The sequence below is a fragment of the Bartonella australis AUST/NH1 genome, assembly GCF_000341355.1.
Classification (GTDB): Bacteria; Pseudomonadota; Alphaproteobacteria; order Rhizobiales; family Rhizobiaceae; genus Bartonella; species Bartonella australis.
Window position 1 is genome coordinate 411,772 of the sequence record NC_020300.1, and the last position, 21,392, is coordinate 433,163.

General features: G+C 42.1%; 19 protein-coding genes. 14 read left to right on the plus strand and 5 right to left on the minus strand.

Features of this window, described 5'->3' with window-relative positions; translation table 11 throughout:
- The first annotated feature begins 226 nt into the window (after positions 1-226).
- The 7 genes from BANH1_RS01775 to BANH1_RS01805 all read left to right on the plus strand — a co-directional run bounded on the left by BANH1_RS01775 (position 227) and on the right by BANH1_RS01805 (position 5,918).
- A complete protein-coding gene (locus BANH1_RS01775) occupies positions 227-904 on the plus strand; it encodes a DUF2659 family protein (RefSeq protein ID WP_015397728.1) in 678 nt (225 codons plus the stop codon).
- Entirely contained in the window at positions 904-2,322 is a 1,419-nt protein-coding gene (gene der / locus BANH1_RS01780; protein ID WP_015397729.1) for a ribosome biogenesis GTPase Der, read from the plus strand. The genes BANH1_RS01775 and der overlap by 1 nt, the downstream gene beginning before the upstream one ends.
- Positions 2,323-3,264: 942 nt before the next feature.
- Complete coding sequence (locus tag BANH1_RS01785) at positions 3,265-3,675, plus strand: AtpZ/AtpI family protein (RefSeq protein ID WP_015397730.1); 411 nt, start codon at positions 3,265-3,267, stop codon at positions 3,673-3,675.
- A 7-nt stretch (positions 3,676-3,682) separates the two neighbouring features.
- Positions 3,683-4,441 carry a F0F1 ATP synthase subunit A gene (locus BANH1_RS01790; protein ID WP_015397731.1) on the plus strand — a complete coding sequence of 253 codons (759 nt, stop codon included), beginning with the start codon at positions 3,683-3,685 and terminating at the stop codon, positions 4,439-4,441.
- A 54-nt stretch (positions 4,442-4,495) separates the two neighbouring features.
- Positions 4,496-4,726 (plus strand): F0F1 ATP synthase subunit C, encoded by a 231-nt coding sequence (locus tag BANH1_RS01795; RefSeq protein WP_004855165.1) that lies wholly within the window; start codon positions 4,496-4,498, stop codon positions 4,724-4,726.
- Between the two features lie 134 nt (positions 4,727-4,860).
- A complete protein-coding gene (locus tag BANH1_RS01800) occupies positions 4,861-5,427 on the plus strand; it encodes a F0F1 ATP synthase subunit B (protein WP_015397732.1) in 567 nt (188 codons plus the stop codon).
- An 11-nt stretch (positions 5,428-5,438) separates the two neighbouring features.
- Positions 5,439-5,918, plus strand: a complete 480-nt coding sequence (locus tag BANH1_RS01805) for a F0F1 ATP synthase subunit B (RefSeq protein ID WP_015397733.1) — start codon at positions 5,439-5,441, stop codon at positions 5,916-5,918.
- A gap of 116 nt (positions 5,919-6,034) precedes the next feature.
- Here BANH1_RS01805 and glyS read toward each other — a convergent pair whose 3' ends face one another.
- The 4 genes from glyS to BANH1_RS01825 all read right to left on the minus strand — a co-directional run bounded on the left by glyS (position 6,035) and on the right by BANH1_RS01825 (position 12,169).
- On the minus strand, positions 6,035-8,257 hold the full coding sequence (gene glyS / locus BANH1_RS01810) for a glycine--tRNA ligase subunit beta (protein ID WP_015397734.1): 2,223 nt from the start codon (positions 8,255-8,257) through the stop codon (positions 6,035-6,037).
- Complete coding sequence (locus tag BANH1_RS01815) at positions 8,250-9,200, minus strand: glycine--tRNA ligase subunit alpha (RefSeq protein ID WP_015397735.1); 951 nt, start codon at positions 9,198-9,200, stop codon at positions 8,250-8,252. The genes glyS and BANH1_RS01815 overlap by 8 nt, the downstream gene beginning before the upstream one ends.
- 69 nt (positions 9,201-9,269) lie before the next feature.
- The gene (locus BANH1_RS01820) at positions 9,270-10,988 is read right to left on the minus strand and encodes a tetratricopeptide repeat protein (protein ID WP_015397736.1); all 1,719 of its coding nucleotides are present in this window, start codon (positions 10,986-10,988) and stop codon (positions 9,270-9,272) included.
- Between the two features lie 104 nt (positions 10,989-11,092).
- Entirely contained in the window at positions 11,093-12,169 is a 1,077-nt protein-coding gene (locus tag BANH1_RS01825; protein WP_015397737.1) for a polyprenyl synthetase family protein, read from the minus strand.
- 204 nt (positions 12,170-12,373) lie between these two features.
- Here BANH1_RS01825 and BANH1_RS01830 point away from each other — a divergent pair, with 204 nt between their 5' ends.
- From BANH1_RS01830 to BANH1_RS01855, 6 genes are all read left to right on the plus strand, one after another.
- Positions 12,374-13,162: a tRNA1(Val) (adenine(37)-N6)-methyltransferase gene (locus BANH1_RS01830; RefSeq protein ID WP_015397738.1), complete on the plus strand. Its 789-nt coding sequence runs from the start codon at positions 12,374-12,376 to the stop codon at positions 13,160-13,162.
- Between the two features lie 111 nt (positions 13,163-13,273).
- Positions 13,274-14,125 carry a S49 family peptidase gene (locus BANH1_RS01835; protein ID WP_015397739.1) on the plus strand — a complete coding sequence of 284 codons (852 nt, stop codon included), beginning with the start codon at positions 13,274-13,276 and terminating at the stop codon, positions 14,123-14,125.
- Between the two features lie 256 nt (positions 14,126-14,381).
- The gene (locus tag BANH1_RS01840; RefSeq protein WP_015397740.1) at positions 14,382-15,302 is read left to right on the plus strand and encodes a 4-(cytidine 5'-diphospho)-2-C-methyl-D-erythritol kinase; all 921 of its coding nucleotides are present in this window, start codon (positions 14,382-14,384) and stop codon (positions 15,300-15,302) included.
- 542 nt (positions 15,303-15,844) lie between these two features.
- A complete protein-coding gene (locus BANH1_RS01845) occupies positions 15,845-16,516 on the plus strand; it encodes a ribonuclease HII (protein ID WP_015397741.1) in 672 nt (223 codons plus the stop codon).
- Positions 16,513-17,475 (plus strand): L-threonylcarbamoyladenylate synthase, encoded by a 963-nt coding sequence (locus BANH1_RS01850; RefSeq protein ID WP_015397742.1) that lies wholly within the window; start codon positions 16,513-16,515, stop codon positions 17,473-17,475. The genes BANH1_RS01845 and BANH1_RS01850 overlap by 4 nt, the downstream gene beginning before the upstream one ends.
- Positions 17,476-17,477: 2 nt before the next feature.
- A complete protein-coding gene (locus BANH1_RS01855) occupies positions 17,478-18,887 on the plus strand; it encodes an FAD-binding oxidoreductase (protein WP_015397743.1) in 1,410 nt (469 codons plus the stop codon).
- 61 nt (positions 18,888-18,948) lie between these two features.
- On the opposite strand, the gene purD is transcribed toward BANH1_RS01855, so the two are convergent.
- On the minus strand, positions 18,949-20,223 hold the full coding sequence (purD, locus tag BANH1_RS01860; protein ID WP_015397744.1) for a phosphoribosylamine--glycine ligase: 1,275 nt from the start codon (positions 20,221-20,223) through the stop codon (positions 18,949-18,951).
- 148 nt (positions 20,224-20,371) lie between these two features.
- Between purD and ubiA the strand changes: the two genes are divergently transcribed.
- Entirely contained in the window at positions 20,372-21,319 is a 948-nt protein-coding gene (ubiA, locus tag BANH1_RS01865; protein ID WP_051039112.1) for a 4-hydroxybenzoate octaprenyltransferase, read from the plus strand.
- Positions 21,320-21,392: the final 73 nt, after the last annotated feature.

Genomic DNA, 21,392 nt, shown 5'->3' on the forward strand with positions numbered 1-21,392 from the left:
TCACGTGTTTTGTAGTGTTAATTATACGTAAAGCTCGCGATGCCAACCCAAAAGCGATCAGAAGATGCGAACTGACAGAGTTACAAAAAGGCTAATTTGCTGGAGGTATATATTGATTCTAAAGTGAATCGGCTGACAAATATAGGATTTTTAGTTAGTTAAGGCTACCATCTTCGTCTGTTTATGCGTAAAAGTGCAACAATAAATTTGTCTAAGGTAGGATAATATGTCGTACGATAGTTTTATTTATGAGGTTAATGAAGAGCTCCGCCAGGAAAAGGCCCGTATTTTTTGGAGGCGTTACGGTTTCTTGGTTATCGCTGCAGTTGTTATTATTGTATCGTCAACGGCCGTTTATCAAATTTACCGTCATGGACAGATAAATAAAGCCAGAGATATTGGTGATGTATTTATAAGAAGTCTTGATTTAGCAGATTCGCATCATTTTGATGATGCGATGAAGCAATTGGAGGATGTCCGAGTATCTGATTTTGGGGGATATTCATTTCTCGCACGTTTACTTGAGGCTTCTTTGCTGATGGAACAAGGTGACACTGTTAAGTCAGTAGAGATATTTGATGCGGTCGCAGCTGATAAAAAGGCACCACAAATATTGCGAAAAGTTGCAAAAATTCGGGCTGCTTATATCTTGGTTGATACCGGGACATTCGATGATGTTATGAAACGCGTCAAAGATATGACGAATGATATTGACCCCATGCGTATGTCTGCGAGAGAGACTTTGGGCTTAGCTGCTTATAAAGCTGGTAAGATAGATGATGCATTTTATTATTTTCAGAAAATTTTTGAAGAGGGGGCTCCTGGGTTACGGATAACAGATCGGGCGAAAATCATGCTTGAGCTTATTCAGGCTGGGGGAAAAAGTAAGCACGGGGTAGATTAATGAGCATTATTGTTGCCATAGTTGGCCGACCCAATGTTGGAAAGTCGACGCTCTTTAATCGCTTAGTTGGACGAAGATTAGCTTTGGTTGATGATAAGCCAGGCGTAACGCGTGATCGGCGTATGCACGCGGCAAAGCTCCAGGATTTGCGTTTTGATGTGATTGACACAGCCGGTTTAGAAGAAGCGTGCGACCATACGCTTGAGGGCCGTATGCGTTCTCAAACGAAGGCTGCCATTGATGAAGCGGATCTGATTTTATTCGTTCTTGATGCGAAGAGCGGGATTACACCAAGTGACTTAAATTTTTCTTCACTAATCCGCAAGTCAGGTAAACCGATTGTACCCGTCATTAATAAATCTGAGTCAAAAGCGGCAGCAGGAGGGGGGTATGAGGCGTGGTCATTGGGATTGGGTGAGCCTTGCTTAATATCTGCTGAACACGGTCTTGGTTTTGCGGATCTCCGTGATGCGATGGTACATGTTATTGGTGGAGATAAAGCTTTTAAAAACAGGATAGAAGAAGGATGTGCTGCTGTACAGCTCACATCCATTTGTGACGATATTGATGAGTTGGAAGAGGAAGATTCTGTTTACGATAAAAGTAAGCCTATCCGAATCGCAATTGCTGGTCGGCCCAATACGGGAAAATCAACGCTTATTAATACTATTTTGGGGCAGGATCGTTTATTGGCTGGGCCTGAAGCGGGCCTTACACGTGATTCTATTTCTGTGAATTGGGAATGGCGCGGTCGTCGTATTGAGCTTTTCGATACAGCAGGTTTGCGTCGAAAGTCAAAAATTCAAGAAAAGTTAGAGAAACTTGCTGTTGCAGATACTTTACGTGCAATCCGTTTTGCGGAGGTGGTAGTGATTGTTTTTGATGCGACAGCGCCTTTTGAAAAGCAGGATTTACAAATTTCTGATCTTGTGATTCGTGAAGGGCGAGTACCCATTATCGCTTTTAATAAATGGGACCTTATTAAAAACCGTCAGGAAACATTAACTGATTTGTATAACAAGTGTGCTCGCCTTCTTCCCCAAATTCGTGGTTTAAGAGCCGTCCCTGTATCGGGCCAATATGGACAAGGGATTGATAAACTCATGGAAAATATTACGATGGTTCATCATGTGTGGAATCGCCGTATTTCTACGGGAAAATTGAATCGTTGGCTTGAAACTGTGATCGCTCACCATCCGCCGCCGGTAGTTTCTGGGCGTCGACTTAAGATCAAATATATGACACAGATTAAAACACGTCCTCCTGGATTTATGATTTCCTGTTCACAGTCGAAAGAGGTACCTCAATCATATTTGCGTTATCTTTCTAACGAATTACGTGATGCATTTGATATAAAGGGTGTGCCAATTCGTTTATCGTTACGGACGTCCGATAATCCTTTTGCGGGGCGCGCGTGAAAAGGAAAGCCCCGTTTATTTTCTTGAGTAATTTCCAATTTTTATGAAAGCTAGTAGAATTTGCGCTTAATGACTGGGTTAAAAATATGTTGTTAGAGACCCTTTAGTGCCTAATTTAGCGATACCGATAATAGTGTTTTAGTAACTATGAATAAAGAGAAAAATCGCTGTTCTTTTCTGTGTGAAGAATCTTTTTTCATTTTATGTAAGTTTTACGGTGGTGATTTGTACACTATTTTTGCGTATCGTTTACATAGGTTAAATATATTGGTGAAAAATTCAGTATTTAAGATTTTAATTTCGGCAAAAATTGCGTTAAGGACGGGAGTAAAATACTAAGTCTAAGTGGCAATAATGCCGGATTTAATCGCGATAAATGCGTAATATACGTTCGTTAACGAGTTATAAAATCGAAAATCCCAGATACAAGATGGTTCTTTTGGCGTCTTTTAGGCATGAATTAGAAAGTTGCAACAATAACTTTGCTTTTCAAAAATAGCGGTTGCAATGTCGCCGACGTTCAAGATTTTAGTATCTTTGGTAAAGAGCGATACAGTCCGCATTTTTTACTTGGTGATCGCTTATTGAGGAGGTTGACTTCACTTCTCGGTAGCATAATTAGGGGTGCAAAGATGAATGTGATCGGTTATTTTGTTCCGCTTAATCGAGGATAGAAATAGAAGATGCCTGGCTAGGTCTGATTATTTGAAAATATGAGAAAAACGCCACAAAGAGCAAACCGCAGGCGTGCAAATAGTGTAGGAGGTGGGGGTAAATTTTGTTGTTATATTTTTCACGGTAAATCGTTATTGTTTTATTTATTAATAAAGATCCTTGTGGTAGATTCCTTTTGTCTACTTGACGAATAAATTCGGTCGCAATATGTTGCTCACAATTTTATAGAGATTGTTTCAATTTTTCTTTTTGATTAAGGAGCTGACTATGGCGGAGGGTGACGAGCCCGTCGTGCCACAAGGGAAAGCCGAAGGGCAAGAGGCTTCTTGTAGTTTAGGGGATTTGGAATGTCGTAGTCGGAATTTGGGATTAGCTTTAATGCGTAAAGGGGTGCTGCGAGATTCCGCAAACGGGGGCGGGGTACCTCAAAAAAGGGTAGCGCGCGCTGTAAAGCTATCCAGTGAATTTTTGGCGAGTATTATTGTCGGTGCTGTTTTGGGATTAGGATTAGATAAACTAGCAGGTTCCTTGCCGTGGGGGTTGGTGTTTTTCCTTTTTCTCGGGTTTGCCGCCGGCATATTGAATATTCTTCGGTCTGTAGGGTCTGTTGCCCCCAGTCAGGTAGGGCGGCGCGGTACGCTGCACCAAAATAAAGAGGCCGATAGGCCCGGTAAATGAGGTTGAAGTGGCATCATACGTTCCAGATCCCGTCCATCAATTTGAGGTTTCACGGTTGATTAATATTTCCGTAGGAAATATGGATTTGTCGTTTACAAATGTGTCATTTTTCACTGTTTTGACGGTCGTTTTGTCTTCAGTATTTCTCTTTATTTCGTCGTCGAGTCGCGGGTTAGTGCCGACACGAACGCAGTCAATCTCTGAGATAGCGTACGAATTTGTGGCGTCAACTTTGCGCGAGTCGTCAGGTACACAGGGAATGCGATTTTTCCCTTTGGTGTTTTCGTTGTTCATTTTTATTTTAGTAGCCAATTTTATCGGGCTTTTTCCTTATTTTTATACCATTACCTCTCAAATTATGATTACTTTTTCGTTGGCGATGCTGGTGATTTTGACGGTGGCCGGTTACGGTTTTTATAAACATGGGGTTGGCTTTTTAAAATTATTTGTTCCCGATGGTGTGCCTGTGATTATTTTGCCTTTGGTTACGATGATTGAGGTAATTTCCTTCTTGTCCCGTCCTATCAGCCTTTCTCTCCGCCTTTTTGCTAATATGCTCGCGGGCCATATCACGCTTAAAGTTTTTTCTGGTTTTATCGTTTCGATGGTTGGACTAGGGGCCATGGGCATCGGTGGTTCAGTTTTGCCGCTCATTATGACTGTCGCAATTACTGCTCTTGAGTTTTTAGTGGCATTTCTTCAAGCTTACGTTTTTACAGTTTTGACTTGTATGTATCTCAGTGATGCGATTCATCCAGGCCATTAATGAAACTGGCGGGTTTCCGTCGAATAATATAATTTCGCTTCAAAGGAGAACGATATGGAATTAGTACTTGCAGCAAAATATATCGGTGCTGGCCTTGCTTGCTTCGGTATGGCCGGGACAGCATTAGGCCTTGGAAATATTTTTGGCAGCTATCTTTCTGGTGCGTTGCGTAACCCATCAGCAGCAGATAGTCAGTTTGGCCGCTTAGTTTTCGGTTTTGCTGTAACAGAAGCTTTGGGTATTTTTTCATTGCTTGTTGCACTTTTACTTCTTTTCGCGGTCTAATCTCTTTTATAGTAGGATATGCCTGCCTTTTATACAGGGAGCCGTGCTCTTGCGGCCCTTATGATAAAAGGGGGTGGGTTGAGTTATTGCGGGTTCCAAATAGGGAGTCTTCATGTTTTGGAGGATGAAGTAGGATGTTTGTTTCCGAGGTTTATGCGCAGGCTGCTGAGACGCCGATAGAGCGTATAGAAGGGGCAGCAAAGCACGCAAGCCGTGTATTTCCTCCTTTCGACCTTTTACATTTTAGTTCACACTTTTTTTGGTTAGCAGTTTGTTTTGGGCTTTTTTATCTCTTTATCTCTCGTGTTATTGTGCCGCGTATCGGTGGCGTTATTGAAACACGTCGAGATAGAATCGCGTCTGATCTGGATCAGGCAATGCGCATGAAGCAAGAAGCAGACGCTGTTGTCGAGATTTACGAGCAGAAGTTGGCAGAGGCTCATTTACAAGCACATGCTATTGCGCAAACAGCGGGCGGTGAAATAAAAGTGAAAGCTGAGTTGGAACGGAAAAAAATTGAGGCGAATTTGGAGAAAAAGTTGGCGGATGCTGAAGTTCAAATAGAAAAAATTCGAGATAAAGCTATGAAAAATGTCGGCGTGATCGCGGAGGAAATAGCTCTTGAAATTGTTAAGAAATTGATTGATGTTGACGTTAGTAAAGAATCTGTCCGTTCGGCTGTTAAAGCCGGGGGGTATTAAGGGTTACGGAGATGACTGATACATTTTGGGCTTTTATTGGGTTGATTTTTTTTCTGGCTCTTTTGGTCTATTTCAAAGTTCCATCTATGATAATACGGGGCCTTGATGAGCGCGCGAAGCGTATCAAAGATGAGCTTGATGAAGCTCTTCGTCTTCGTGAAGAAGCGCAGGAGGTTTTAGCTGAGTATCAGCGTAAGCGTGCAGAAGCGGAAAAGGACGCACAAGAGATTATTGCCGCCGCTAAGCACGAAGTTGAGGCTATGATCGCTGAAGCTCGCGCGAAAACAGAAGAGTATGTAAAGAATCGTAATAAATTGGCGGAGAAAAAGATCGCTCAAGCAGAAGCTGATGCAATTCGTATGGTTTCTTCATCTGCTATTGATTTAGCAATTTCTGCCGCGCGCACGCTTATTGCTAAGGAATTAGACTCTGATAGGGCTGATGAACTTATTAAAGAGTCTCTTATAAAAATGAAGACATATTTTCACTGATATTGGCGTTATTTAGAGTACTTTTTATAACCTTCTTTAGCTGTCTCGTACGGCAGGTGATGGAGAACGGCGGAGTCTGAGCTTTACTATTTTTTTAGCTAAGAGAATACTAAGCTTCAGATCATAAGTTTTGAGAAATTTGCAACTTCTTGTGTGATCGCGTGTACACACTCAAGAAGAGCAAGGCGGTTGGTGCGAATAGTAGGATTTTTATCATTCACAAGCACTTTTTCAAAAAATATATCGATAGATTGTGTAAGGGGAATCAAAGCATTGAACGCTAGTGATGAATTTTCTGCGTTGATATAATCACGAACCTTTTTTTCTACCTCAATGGCTGCTTTATACAGCTGTTTTTCTTCCACTTCACTAAAGAGATCTGGATCAAGTTTGTTTATTATCGGAGCTCCTTTTTTATTCTCATTCTCGAGAATACTCGCAGCGCGCTTTACAGAGATTATAAGATTGTTTCCTTCACGCGTGTTGATAAAGGCGGTAAGTGCTTCAATACAGCGTGCAACTAATAAAAAGTCATCAGCATCTTTGGTCATAACTGCTTCAATAGCGTCGTAACGAACCCCTTCATCTTTTAGGTGGATTTTCAAACGTTCATGGAAGAAGGACAGTAAGTTTAATAAAATATCTTCTATTTTTTCTGGGGATGCAGATTGCGGTTGTATAGCTTTTATTGCGGGGGAGATAAGTTTAATCTTTTGCTGCAATAAAAGATCAGCCGCCTGGTAAAAGAGCGGCATAAGGTTTATTTTCCGGTTATTAGAAAGCACGAGCTTTATAATTCCCAAGGCTGCTCGCCTTAACGCGTAAGGATCTTTGGAGCCAGTTGGTTTTTCATTTATAAGCCAAAAGCAAACAAGCGTATCAATTTTATCAGCTAATGCAACCGTTACAGCAATAGGTTCGTGTGAAATTTTGTCTGTAGGGCCTTGAGGTTTATAGTGGTATTCGATTGCTTCTGCTACGCGGGAATCTTCTCCTTGGAGAAGAGCATATTTTCGTCCCATAAGTCCCTGCAGTTCTGGAAATTCATTAACAACTTCTGTTTGTAAATCAGCTTTTGCGAGGATTGCTGCGCGCTTAGCTAACACGGGATCTGCTTGCGCTAAAGGTGCAATTTTTTGCGTCAAAGCGGCGATCCTTTCTACTCTTTGGCCTTGCGTTCCTAATTTTGCATGGAAAGCGACATTTAGGTGATCGAGGCGTGCCATCCGCTGATCAAGGGGTTTATTTAAATCAAGGTTAAGTTTTTTAGCGGAAGATTCTAAGCGCGCGATATCGGGTAAATCGTCTTGATCTGTTTGCCAAAAGTAAAGAGCATCAGAAAGGCGGGCGCGTACAACTTTGCTATTGCCCTTAGCGATTTCTTTTCCATCATCGCTCGCGAGGATATTAGAAACGAGAACAAAATGGTTAGATAAGTTAGCCTTTTCACCTTGTTTACTGGTTACAAAGCATTTTTGATTAGTTTGAATGGTCAAACGAATAATTTCTGGAGGGATATTAAGGAAAGCTTTGTCAAAATCACCCATGAGTACAACAGGCCATTCAACGAGCCCCGCCACTTCTTCTAAGAGAACATTATCTTCGACTAATGTTAAGCCGTTCGCAAAGCAAAGATTTTGTGCATCTGCTAAGATAATATTTTTTCGCCTTTCCGCGTCTAGGATGACCTTGTTAGTTTCAAGCTGAGCGATATAGTCGCCAAAGCGGCGTACTTGTATAGGTTTACTATCACTCAAGAAGCGGTGGCCATAGGTTAAGTTATTACTTTTGAGAGAGGAAACCGTGAAGGGAACAACGTGTGTTTCACCGATTTCTGGCCCAAAAACGCAAAGAATATTTTGTAAAGGTCTAACCCATTTTAACGCCGTATTTTGGGTTGAAGAATTTCCCCAACGCATAGATTTTTGCCAAGGGAAACTACGAATAATATCTGGCAAAATATCGGCAATAATTTCTTCTGCTGCACGGCCTTTTTTGGTAATTTTGGCGATATAAAAATCACCTTTTTTAGCGTCATGTACAATCTGCGCTTCAGAAATATCATCAAGACCTGTAGTACGTAAAAAGCCGTCAATGACTTGCTGCGGTGATTTTGTGTTGGGACCTTTCCTTTCTTCGACAATATCTTGTGAGCTTGCAGGAAGACCGCGCACATCTAATGTCAGCCGACGGGGTGTCCAATATTCACGGGCAGCTTTGTAGGTTAATCCTGCATTTACGAGCTGATCAGTGACACGTTTTTTTAGATCAGCGGCGGCTTTGCGCTGCATACGAGCAGGAATTTCTTCGCTGAAAAGTTCAAGAAGAAGATCAGGCATTAACTTTTCCTCTAGAGTGTGCGCTGCCAGCTTCAGTTAATAAGAAAGCGTCGCCACAGCGGCGCGCAAGATTACGTACACGGAGGATATAATTCTGCCGTTCAGTGACAGAGATAACCCCGCGCGCTTGCAAAAGGTTAAAGATATGGCTGGCTTTAATACATTGATCGTAAGCTGGAAAAACACACAAGTGCAAGCCGCTTTTTGCATTTGGTTTTCCAGCCTCAAGAAGTGTGATGCATTCGCTTTCTGCATCGATAAATTGCTGATGCAGAAGTTTAGTATTGGCAAACTCGAAATTATAATAGGAATATTCCTGTTCTGCTTGCAAAAAAATGTCGCCATAATTTATTCTGTCTGCACCATCCAAACCGTTAAAATTAAGGTCATAAACGTTGTCGACACCCTGGATGTACATCGCTAAACGCTCAAGCCCGTAAGTAATTTCTCCTGAAACTGGGGCGCATTCAATGCCGCAAACTTGCTGAAAATAAGTAAATTGAGAGATTTCCATTCCATCACACCAACATTCCCATCCAAGCCCCCAAGCGCCGAGTGTTGGACTTTCCCAATCATCTTCAACAAAGCGAATATCGTGAAGTTTTGTATCAAGACCGATAGCTTGCAGCGACCTGATATAAAGCTCTTGCAGGTTCAGGGGAGAAGGCTTGAGAAGAACTTGGAATTGGTAATAATGCTGTAAACGATTTGGATTTTTACCATATCGGCCGTCTGTCGGACGCCTAGATGGTTGGGCATAGGCCACTTTCCAAGGACGAGGTCCCAATGAACGTAGTGTTGTAGCTGGGTGGAAAGTTCCAGCACCCACTTCCATATCGTAAGGTTGCAGAATTGCGCATCCATGTTTGGCCCAATAATTTTGCAAGGATAAAATTAACCCCTGAAAAGAACGTACAGGATTCAAATATTCTGGTAAGTTCACGCTTTGCACTCTTTAAATATTTAAACAACAGAGAAGCTAAAAAGGTTTTAGCTTTTATTACTGTACTGTCTATTGCTTCATATTGTTATGGTCAAGTATTGTTGTTTCTGGCAGGCCAAACTTCAATTTTTCTTCGATTTTTTCTGGATTTTTTGGTTTTCCGTCGAGCGCATGGTTCCATTGAAATACCGCCTCACGCTTGCGTCCAGTTCGCCAATAAACATCACCCAAATGATCGTTTAATGTTGGATCTTCAGGTTGTAATTTGACAGCAGTCTCCAATGTTTTGACAGCGTCGTCGTACTGCCCAAGTTTATAATAAGCCCATCCCAGAGAATCAAGGATATAACCATTTCGAGATTGCAAAGAAGAAGCTTTTTGAAGCATTTGGAGTGATTCTTCGAGTTTTTGACCACGATCAATGAGTGAATATCCTAGATAATTTAGTACTTGTGGTTGATCGGGGGAAAATTCGAGCGCTTTTCGTAGATCAGCCTCTGCTTCTTGCCATCGTCCTAAACGTTCTAATATGACACCACGTTGATAAAAAAGTTTCCAGTCATTTTGCTGAAAATTTGTTATTTGTGCGATAGCGCGATTCATAACTTCAACAGCTTCGGCAAATTTATTTTGTTGCGTGTAAATATCAGCTAACACTACGAAAATATAGTGATCATTAGGGATCTTTTTCTCTAATAATGTTAGTAAATTAACGGCTTCATCATGGTTATTTTTATGAGCAAGGATCAGCGCAAGCCGCATCTGACTATCTCTATAATAAGGGGAGTTAGCTGGTAATGCACGATAAAACTTAACCGCTTGCTCATAGTCATTTAATTTGGCAGAAATGTGCGCTAATTGGAATAGTGCGGCGTCATTTTGGGGATATAAGGTCAAAGATAATTGCCCGAAGATACGTGCAACCCACTCTAAATTTCCTCGATTAAGGGCGGTGCCAAAGTCGTATAATGCCTCACCAGCTCCTTGTTGCGGCGTGGTAACTGGGTTTGCTAAGTGGGCGCCTTTTTCGACCCTTTTCCGGATATTTTTAAGTATTCCCCATCCCGACAATGTTTGCTCGCCGTGCCGGATAGTTTTAAGGGCCTGATCACGCATTTTATGACGCAATTGGAACGAAGCGTAGGCTATAATAACACGTTCGTAGGTATCGGGCGCGACGGCGGCGCCTCGCGTATTGTTTAATGCTTGAGTAAAATATTTTTGCGCGTTTTGCGTACGTCCCATTAGGTTATTCATAAGTGCAAGATGATAATGTACGAAAAGGTTGTACCAAATAGGTCCCTGGTGCTTTTCAAGATTGGCGATCGCCTCAGATTGGCGACCAGACCCAAATGTAGCCCAGGCATCTATTAATTCAGATATCGGGTTATTCGCGGAGGAGGGGGAAGTAACTTGCAGGGATTTTTTAGCATCTTTGTAGTTTTTTTTGATTAAATTATCCACCGACAACGTCAAAGAAACGAAGGGGGAAGTAATACCTTCTAGCTTTAGTTTTTGTGCTATTTCTACGGCCTCTTTAAATTCACCTACGGACAGCGCTGCTTCGAGCATCTCTTTTTGTGCTTGAATATTACCCGGTTCGTAACTAAGCGCTTGTTTAAAGTAATCAATAGCGAGATTGGTTTTGCGTTCATAGTTTGCGATTCGTCCGGCCAGATAAGCACCTGCAAATGAAGTTGCGTTAGTTTTGCCGTGGGTAATTGATGGCACCAACATGCTTCCCGCAATCAAGAAAATAAAAAAACGGGATATCGTTGCATTGCACATAGCACGGACACTCCTCGGAATAATTAACTGATTATGTAGTTTATAGATCATATCCGGTCGCTGTTTTAAGAAATACCGAGAATTCAAGAATTATTGATCGATAATTAATTTACACGCGTGATACAAAAATCGACAGCTTCGATCAAGGCTTGTTTAGCAGGGCTTTCTTTCATGGAAGAAAGAGCGTCGATTGCGCGTTTTCCATAAACGCGCGCTTGTTTTATTGTATCAGCTAGGCCGTCGTACTTTTCCATTAAGTTCTGCGCATGCATTAAAGATTCATCATTATTTTGACGATTTTCAAAAGTTTTTTTCCAGAATATTTTTTCTGCGGCATTGCTACGCGCATACGAGAGAATAACAGGCATAGTAATTTTACCTTCTCTGAAATCGTCACCTATATTTTTCCCGAAATATTCGGCATGACCGCTATAATCAAGTGCGTCATCGGTTAATTGAAAAGCCATTCCTAATGATGTGCCGTATTCACTTAGCGAAGAACGTTCTTTATGTCCATAAGCAGCAATAATCGGACCGACTTCGGCTGCAGCCGAAAAAAGCGCGGCTGTTTTAGCGTTGATGATTTTGAGATAATCTGAAGTAGTAGTTTCTATATTCCCTGCAGTTGCAAGCTGCATAACTTCTCCTTCAGCGATAATTGCTGCCGCATTGGCCAAAACAGCGAGTGCTTCTATAGAGCCAACATCTACCATCATCTTAAAGGCTTGCCCTAACAAAAAATCACCCACAAGCACACTTGCTTGATTTCCCCAAACTATCCGTGCGGTGGATTTTCCTCGTCGTAAATTGCTTTCATCGACTACATCGTCGTGCAGTAAAGTCGCTGTATGCATGAATTCGACCGCTGTTGCGAGTTTTATATGCCCACTCCCTTGATAGCCAAACATACGAGCAGCGGCTAATGTAATCATCGGGCGTAATCGTTTTCCACCTGACGAAATGAGATAATTGGCAATTTCAGGAATCATTTCAACATTTGATTCGACCATAGAGATAATGGACCGGTCCGTGTGCTCCATATCATCTTTAGTGAAATCCACTAAAGGTTGGAGAGAAGCCTGATTATTCTTTTTATAATTCGGATTTGCGGTGGTACCCAATGCATTTGCTCCCAGAGTATTTAAACGGACATACACGAGTCCCATTTTAATTCGTAGCATAAAGGGGTATCGATTTTGACTCAAGCTTTGATACCTCTTTATAGAGACAGTTCTTAGCGGTATTGATAAAAAAATTGAAAAATATTTTTCTTATTTGAATAATGCAACTATTTATAGTGCTGTGTAAATTCGAGATAGGGTAACAGTGATTTAGTTAGCCAGAGGCAGAAACATAAATAATGAAAATTGATATTGGCTTTGCAGATGGATAAAGCGACAAAATACGAAGATGAAACGATTGATAAGTTTCATCGCGGTAAATTTTACTTAGTTCAGCCGCGTTTACGTGGCCATCGTTCTGGCGTGGACGCTATGCTGTTAGCTAGTCTGGTTCCTAATCACTTTAAAGGAAAAATTGTTGATTTAGGCGCGGGGGCTGGAGCTGCGGGGTTGGCGGTTGCTTCACGTTGTTCTGAAGTTCATGTAACATTGGTTGAGCGGTCAGCTTTTATGACAGGTTACGCTAAAAAAACGCTAACATTAAAACAAAATGAAAAATTTGCTAATCGGATTTGCTTGTTAGAAGCAGATGTTACTTTGAAAGGCAAAGCGCGTTTAGAAGCTGGGTTGATGGATAATAGTTTTGATTTTGCGATCATGAATCCGCCTTTTAATAATCCTGTGGATCGCAGAACGCCTGATGAACAAAAGCTAGAGGCACATGTTATGCCTGAAGCAATGTTTGACGATTGGTTACGGAGTGCAGCAGCGATTATTAAGCCGGGTGGGTATTTAGGGTTAATCGCACGTCCACGGTCGCTCACCGATATATTGCGCGCTTTGGAGGGGCGCTTTGGCGATATATGTATAATTCCTATTCATGCTCGTACCGAAAAAGCCGCAATTCGTGTCTTATTTTACGCAAAACGAGGGAGTAAAGCGACTTTATCTGTGTTACCAGCGCTTATTATGCACGAAGGAAGTGATCATGCCTTTTCAGCACAAATTGATGCGATTAATAACGGGCGTGTGAGTTTGTGGGAAATTTTATGATAATACTTTGTAATGATATCTTGCGTTTTTTGATTTATTTTTTAAATTTAGCTTAGGCTTTTTATTTATCTCAGAGTTGTTTTTCTTAATTTTTTATTGGGAGGTTTTATTTTGATTGACTGTGTTAGTAATTTTATTGTGCGTTATTTTCGCCCCAATAAATTGGAAATTCCCGTAGTGCGTCTTCAGGGGGTGATTATAGATTCAGCTTCGTGTATGGCACGTAACCTTTCATTAAGCAGATGTGCGGGCCTTTTAGAAAAAGCGTTCGCTGATAAAAAAGCGCCGGCTGTCGCTTTGATCATTAATTCTCCTGGGGGATCAGCTGTGCAGTCGCGTCTTATCTTCCAGCGTATCCGTAATTTAGCAAATGAAAAAAATAAAAAGGTTCTCATATTTATCGAAGATGTGGCGGCATCAGGAGGTTATATGATTGCTTGTGCTGGTGATGAAATTTTCGCTGATCCCTCTTCCATTGTCGGTTCTATTGGGGTCGTTTCAGCTTCTTTTGGTTTTCCAGAGCTTTTAAAGAAAATTGGTGTGGAGCGGCGTGTTTATACAGCGGGAAAAAACAAGGTTGTGTTGGATCCATTTCAGCCGGAAAAAAAGGCGGATATTGAGCATTTGAAATCTTTGCAACTTGAGGTGCACCAAACTTTTATCGATTTGGTTAAAGAACGGCGCGCGACGAAGTTGTCGGATGATGCGGATATTTTTACAGGCAAATTTTGGAGCGGGAAGAAAAGTGTTGAATTAGGCTTGATCGATGGATTAGGTGACGTGCTCTCTATCGTTAAAGAGCGGTTTGGTTGCGACACAAAACTTCGGTTAATTTCTCCTCCTAAAAGTTTTTTCGGGCCTAAAATACCCTCAGGAGTTGCTTCTAATATGGCTTATGAGGCTATTGACGGCGCATTGATGGCAGCAGAAGAACGGGCGCTTTGGCAGCGTTATAATTTGTAATTGAATTGTTCCTCTAGATGTATGTTTAGCCTAAGGTGGCCGTTTGCACAAAAATTACCGTTAGAGGGAAAAGAGCTGAGATGACGCGGTTTGTTTTGGTGAGTTTGCTTTGTGCCGTTATTCTGTGCGTTTGCTGCGTGTTTAAGTGTCAATTACGGCGAGTATCGCGGTGTATTTATCACGCGAAAATTAAATCGCGCACAGACATAAGGGGAACATTAGTGAGGGATCCCCATACAGGCGAATATTACGCCGAATGACACCGGATCTAAAAATTTTACTTAAAGGGTGTTCTTATATGTTTACGCCTATTAAGTTGAATTTGGCTTTGCACGTTGTGGGACGACGTTCTGATGGTTATCACCTGTTAGAAAGTTTGGTCTATTTTAGTCTTGATGGTGATTGTTTAGGCTATATACCTTGGGAAAGGGATCGCTTCATTTTAGCTGGCCCCTTTGCCGGTGGGATTGTTTCTGATTCAAATAATTTAGTTATTCGTGCGCGTAATTTTATGCGTGAAACATTCCCCGAAAACGCTAAACCCACCTTTTTTCACCTTACCAAAACATTACCTATTTCTTCAGGTGTTGGCGGTGGATCGGGTGATGCCGCCGGCGTTTTAAATATACTACGTCGCGAATGGAATCTTGATTGTTCTTGCGAAAAATTAGCGAAAATGAGCTTAAGCCTTGGGGCTGATGTGCCGATGTGCCTTGTTGCATTAGAATACCAGCAGCCGCTTTTTGTTAAAGGAATCGGTCATGATATAATGCGGCTACAAGAGGCTTGCTCTATCGCAATGGTCTTAGTAAATCATGGTCAAAAAATTGCAACACAGGTTGTTTTTAATGCTCTGGAAAATCGCAAGAATCCTCATTTGAAAATTGATTTAACGGCTTTGAAAACAGTTCACTCTTTGGTCGAAGCTCTACAAGAAACGCGTAATGACCTCTTTACTACTGCGTTGAAAATTGCGCCTCAACTTTCTGATGTTTTATATGCATTAGATGAGAGTGGATCGCTTTTCTCCCGCATGTCTGGATCAGGTGCTACTTGCTTTGGTATTTTTAAAAATCTGAAAGAAGCACAAAAAGCAGCTTGTTTCATTAAATCGGTGAATCCTCATTGGTTTGTTAAACCCATTGTAACTGTAGGACGGCCCCAATTAACAATGTGAAGGGAAGATTTTTTGCTTAATATTACATCCTCTATCGTATCATATGCATATACGTAATTAAGGAAGTTGAAAGCTCTAATGATATTGGGGGGGGAAGCGGCTCCAAAGAGCTTGTTGTTACTTAAAAGAATGCGCTATTCCGTGCAATAGGGCCACAATATGTATATGTGAAAGAATTGATAAATTGCTTTTATATTGAGCTCCACCACAATGGAAGGAATTATTTTGTAGAGCAGGGATATTGTACCGGAAACCTCTGGATTTTCGTTAGGTAAAATGGATAGCTTCTTGATGATATTTTATAAAGTTTCTTCTGAAATGATTAGCGTAATAACGATCCTGCTATACGCAATAGCTGAGCTGATAAGCAGAACTTCTTTTTATCTCGTAGATTTAATTAGAGCATGTGAAAAAGGTGAATAAAGCGCCTTATAATTTAGTTATTTTATTATCGTGATCGCGTAAAATTAATAGGAATGTTTGGATAAACCAATTTTTGGCAGGGCTTGCGAAAAATAGAGAGTAGTGCAAATATAAAAATTATGTCTCGTCCTATTCATGGTTTATCCAATACATTTAATTTGCCGCTTCAGCCAGATTTTTCATGCGAGTTAGATTTGCGGAGAAGAGGTTTTTTTTATATCGCAGGTGTCGATGAAGTAGGGCGCGGCCCTTTAGCGGGACCCGTCGTGACGGCGGCAGTCGTTTTGGATAAAGACTGTATTCCGAATGGACTAAATGATTCAAAAAAACTTTCGGTTCAACAGCGTAACGGGCTTTACCGTGAAATTTTGCAAAGCGCATTGGCAATTTCGATCACCAGTCTTTGTGCACGTACAATTGATCAGTCTGATATCAGAAAAGCGACTTTAGAAGCGATGCGGCGTTGTATCACAGGACTTGCAGTTCCAGTTCATTACGTACTAGTTGATGGACGTGATATTCCTCTCGGTTTGCCGTGTCCAGCAGCGGCTCTGGTTAAAGGTGATCAACGCTCAGTTTCGATCGCGGCTGCATCTATTATCGCTAAAGTGACGCGCGATCGGATGATGAAATGTGTTGGACAGGTTTATAAAAGATACGGCTTAGAGAAGCACGTAGGTTATGCGACAGCAGCACATCGCGCGGCTATTGATGAACACGGGCCCGTTGTAGGACTGCATCGTTATAGTTTCGCCCCTCTCAAAAAAAACTATAAGGGCGATGTTTCATGACAGTTTTGCCCCTTAATAGCACTTCGATAAGAGAAGCGATTGCGATTCTTAAGAAGGGCCGATTGGTCGCTCTTCCAACAGAAACTGTCTATGGGCTAGCAGGTGACGCGACGAACGGAAAAGCTGTCGCGTCCATTTTTTCTTTAAAGAAGCGGCCACAGTTCAATCCCTTAATTGTCCACGTAAATGGTGTAATTATGGCAGAGCGCTACGTGGAAATTGATTTGCTGTCACGCCGGTTGATGGAAGCGTTTTGGCCGGGCCCTTTAACATTGGTTTTACCCTTGAAAGTGAATCATAATATTCACCCTTTAACGACTGCTGGCCTGAATACATTAGCCGTCCGTTTCCCAAGCGGTGGTTTTGCAGAAGTTATTCGATATTTTGACCGACCTTTAGCTGCTCCCAGCGCAAATCAATCGGGGCGCTTGAGCCCTACTTCAGCTGAGTCTGTATTGTCGTCTTTAGGGTCGTTAGTGCCTTTGATTATTGATGGAGGAGTTTCCAGCATAGGGATTGAATCGACAATTATTAAGGTGTGTAACGAAAGTGCTTATCTGTTGCGCCCGGGGGGAGTAGCTACTGAAGAAATTGAAGAAGTTATGGGCGGGCCTTTACGGCGATTGGATCAGCAGACTGCGATTGAGGCACCGGGCATGTTGAAGTCACATTATGCGCCTAATGCTTCGGTACGCTTGAATGTGCGAAGAGTGGAAAGCCACGAAGCACTTTTGGCGTTTGGACCCGAGCGCGTCGCGGGTGCCGAAAACGCTGTTGCTGTACTAAACCTTAGTGAGAACGGCGAATTGAAAGAGGCCGCGTCCCGTCTCTTTCAATATATGAAGCAATTGGATTCACTCAAGGTGAAATGCATAGCAGTAGAGCCTATCCCATTTTGCGGATTGGGTGAAGCTATTAATGATCGCCTAACCCGCGCTGCAGCTCCGAGAGGAAAATAAAGATGAAGCAGGATTTGATTGAGGAGTTTAAAAAAATTGTCGGTCCCGCATATGCTGTAACAGACCAGGAGTTAATTGCACCGTATTTATCTGAGGAACGTGGACTTTTTCGTGGAAAAACACCGTTGCTTTTACAGCCATCTTCTACTGCAGAAATATCGTCTATTATGTGTTTGGCCAGCTCTACGCGCACACCGATTGTTCCTCAAGGAGGAAATACCGGCCTAGTGGGCGCTCAGCTGCCGGATGATAGCGGACGCAGCGTTGTTTTATCTATGGAGCGTTTAAATAAAATTCGATGTATTAATCTTGAAGGCAATTTTGCTGTAGTGGAAGCTGGTGTTATTTTACGAACTTTGCAGAAAAAGGTTGATGAAGTAGGAGGTTTTTTTCCCCTTTCTTTAGGATCAGAAGGGTCTTGCCAGATAGGAGGGAACCTTTCATCTAATGCTGGAGGAACGGCCGTTTTAGCATATGGTAATATGCGTGAACTTTGCCTTGGTTTGGAAGTTGTTTTGCCTGATGGACGTATATTGGATGATCTGCGTTTTACTAAAAAAGATAATAGCGGCTACGACTTAAAAAATCTTTTTATCGGTTCAGAAGGAACTTTAGGGGTTATCACTTCAGCGGTTTTGAAGCTTTTTCCGCGGCCTAAAGGAAGGGCAGTTGCTTTTGTGGGTTTGCGCAGTCCGGCTAAAGCCCTCAAGTTTCTAACTCTGGCTCAATGTCAGGGAGGTTCGTTGTTAACCGGTTTTGAGCTTATGGGAAAATTCAGTTTGCAAATAGCCTTACAATATAAAATGTCTGCTCAATCTCTTTTCGAAAATGAACATGAATGGTACGTTTTAATCGATATTTCTTCGTTGCGTGGCGATGATGAAGCGTCTTCAGTATTAAGCACTATTTTAGAAACAGCTTTAAAGGACACCGTTATAGAAGATGCAATTGTTGCACAGTCACTAAAACAGCAAGATTTTTTTTGGCAATTACGTGAGAATATATCGCCTGCACAGAAGTTGATAGGAGAATCTATTAAACACGATATTGCCGTGCCTGTTTCTGCCATCCCCGATTTTATTGCTGAAGCTGCTTTTATAGTCGAAGATATTGCTCCATGTGCGCGGGTAGTTTGCTTTGGTCATATGGGCGATGGTAATCTCCATTATAATGTCATGCCGCCTACAGGGGCTGATAATACGGAATTTTTGCAATTATGGCCACAAATGAATCAGCGTATTCATTGTTTGGCAGTTGATTATCAGGGCGCATTTTCTGCCGAGCACGGAATTGGTCAGCTTAAGCGGCAGGATCTGCGCACCTTTAAATCACCTATTGCATTGGAAGTTATGCAGGCAATTAAGAAAGTATTCGATCCTTTAGGGATTATGAATCCCGGAAAGATATTATAATTGCAAAATAGTTGGCAAATTTACGCGCCATTTTACGCATAGGGAAATGACGCTTTAAAAGCTAACTTTTTTGTACAATAGCGCGCCATCCAATGTCACGCCGAACAAAGCCTTGTGGCCAATCAATATAATCAACAGCTTCGTAGGCACGTTTTTGTGCGTGTGCGATAGTCGTTCCTATTGCCGTTATGTTTAAAACACGTCCACCGTCAGCGATTAATTCCCCGTTACGTAAAGCTGTACCAGCTTGAAAAACTTTTACGTTAGGTAGAGTATCCACTTTATCAACGTTACGGATAACGCTACCTTTTTGAGGAGAATTTGGGTAACCTTCAGCAGCCATAACGACTGTTAAAGCCGCTTTTTCTGACCATTTAGGATATTTATTTGTGAGATTTCCTTGAGCTGATGCGAGAAGAAGCGGCAAAATATCATCTTTAAGACGCATCATTAAAACTTGGCATTCAGGATCACCGAATCGCACGTTGAATTCAATTAATTCAGGTCCTGTTCGGGTTATCATCAGTCCAACGAAGAGAACACCCTTAAAGGGCGCCCCCGCTTCGGCCATACCGTGCAGAGCTGGTTCAACAATTTCTTTGAGGGTGCGGGTAATCATTTCTTCTGTCATAACAGGCGCCGGTGAGTAAGCTCCCATGCCGCCGGTGTTAGCCCCGGTATCGCCGTCGCCGACGCGTTTGTGATCTTGGGCGGATCCAAAGGGAATAGCAATTTTACCATCACAAAGGCAAAAAAAGCTTGCTTCTTCACCTTCAATAAAGGCTTCTACAACAATTTTTTTTCCTGCATGACCGAAGGCGCCTTCAAAGCAGGAGTCTATGGCGTTGAACGCTTCTTTCATTGTTGTAGCGATGGTGACGCCTTTCCCAGCGGCTAAGCCGTCTGCTTTGATAACGACAGGAAGGCTATGTTGACACACGTAAGATTTTGCCTTTAAGGCATCATCAAAGCATTGATAGTCTCCTGTGGGGATGTTATTTTTTTTACATAAATTTTTTGTAAAGCTTTTCGACCCTTCTAGTTGAGCGGCTTCCCGATTAGGACCGAATACACAGATATCAGCGGCGTTAAGGGAATCTGTTATCCCCGCGACGAGGGGTGCTTCTGGTCCAACAACTACGAGGTCAACGGAGTGTGCTTTGCAAAAATCAATGACGAGGGGATGATCATCAATGTCCAAGTTAATATTTTCGCCAAATTCCTTTGTTGCGGGATTTCCGGGAGCGCAATATAGTTTTGTTAAGAGCGGGGATGCTGCTATTTTCCATGCCAAAGCATGTTCTCGCCCGCCTGAGCCGATAAGAAGAACGTTCATTGCTTGCTCCTATCATAGAAGGTGGTTAAATTAGTTTTTCTGTCATAAAAATGAAACGTTTCGATCGCAAGCTAAAAGGTGAATTTATTTGACGAAAAAAAGCAAAAATATTATACGTGTCCAATCCCGCGAATACGAGGGGCGGGTTATGGATGCGCCCGGCAGGCAGTGGGTCTATCATTTTTTTCCTCCCTCTTTGCGGCTTTGCGCTCAATTAGCGCGTTGGGATAGGCCTATCGGGTGGAAGTTATTGATGTGGCCCTGTTTTTGGTCGACAACCATGGGTGTTCTTTCTTATAAAGCGCCTCTGTCGCTTTTTTCGCCAATTATCGTCAGCTGGATTTGGTATCTCTTTCTTTTTTTTGTGGGTTCTGTAGTTATGCGTGGAGCGGGTTGTACTTGGAATGACCTCGTCGATCACGAGATTGATTCTCAGGTAGAACGGACACGCTCTCGCCCATTGCCAACGGGTCACGTGAGTCGGCTTCAGGCAAAAATCTTTATATTGGTGCAATGTTTAGTAGGTTTAGGCATTTTATTGCAATTTAATGTGTTTAGTTTTTTTTTAGGCATTTCATCTTTAGTCGCGGTTGCATTTTATCCTTTCATGAAGCGTGTGACGGATTGGCCGCAATTTTTTTTAGGCGTCACGTTTAATTGGGGCGCATTAATGGGATGGGCCGCTATATACGGGAGTCTTAGTTGGGCGCCGATTATGCTTTACGCAGGCTCAATCTTATGGACGATTGGGTACGACACAATTTACGCTCATCAAGATAAGGAAGATGACGCCATCATCGGCATACGTTCCACGGCGCTTCTTTTTGGGAAAAACACTAAGCGCGTTTTGGCATTTTTGTATAGCGGCTTTGTAATGCTGGTCGGTTTTGCATTTTATCTGGCACAGGTACCTGTCGTTAGTTTTTTAGGACTTTTTATTGCTGCTGGTCAAATGTTTACCCAAATTAAAGTTATCGATATAGATAATAGCCCACAGTGTTTAAAGCTTTTTAAGTCAAATTCATTCGTCGGTTTCTGGATCTTTTTTGGTTTAGTGTGCGGGGGCATTTGGGAGATATTGTACCCCGCAGTTTAGCATAAAGTGTAGTAAAAAATCATATCTTATGCGGTGCAGAAACAAAAAAGTGACCGTTTTATTGACGAAAAGG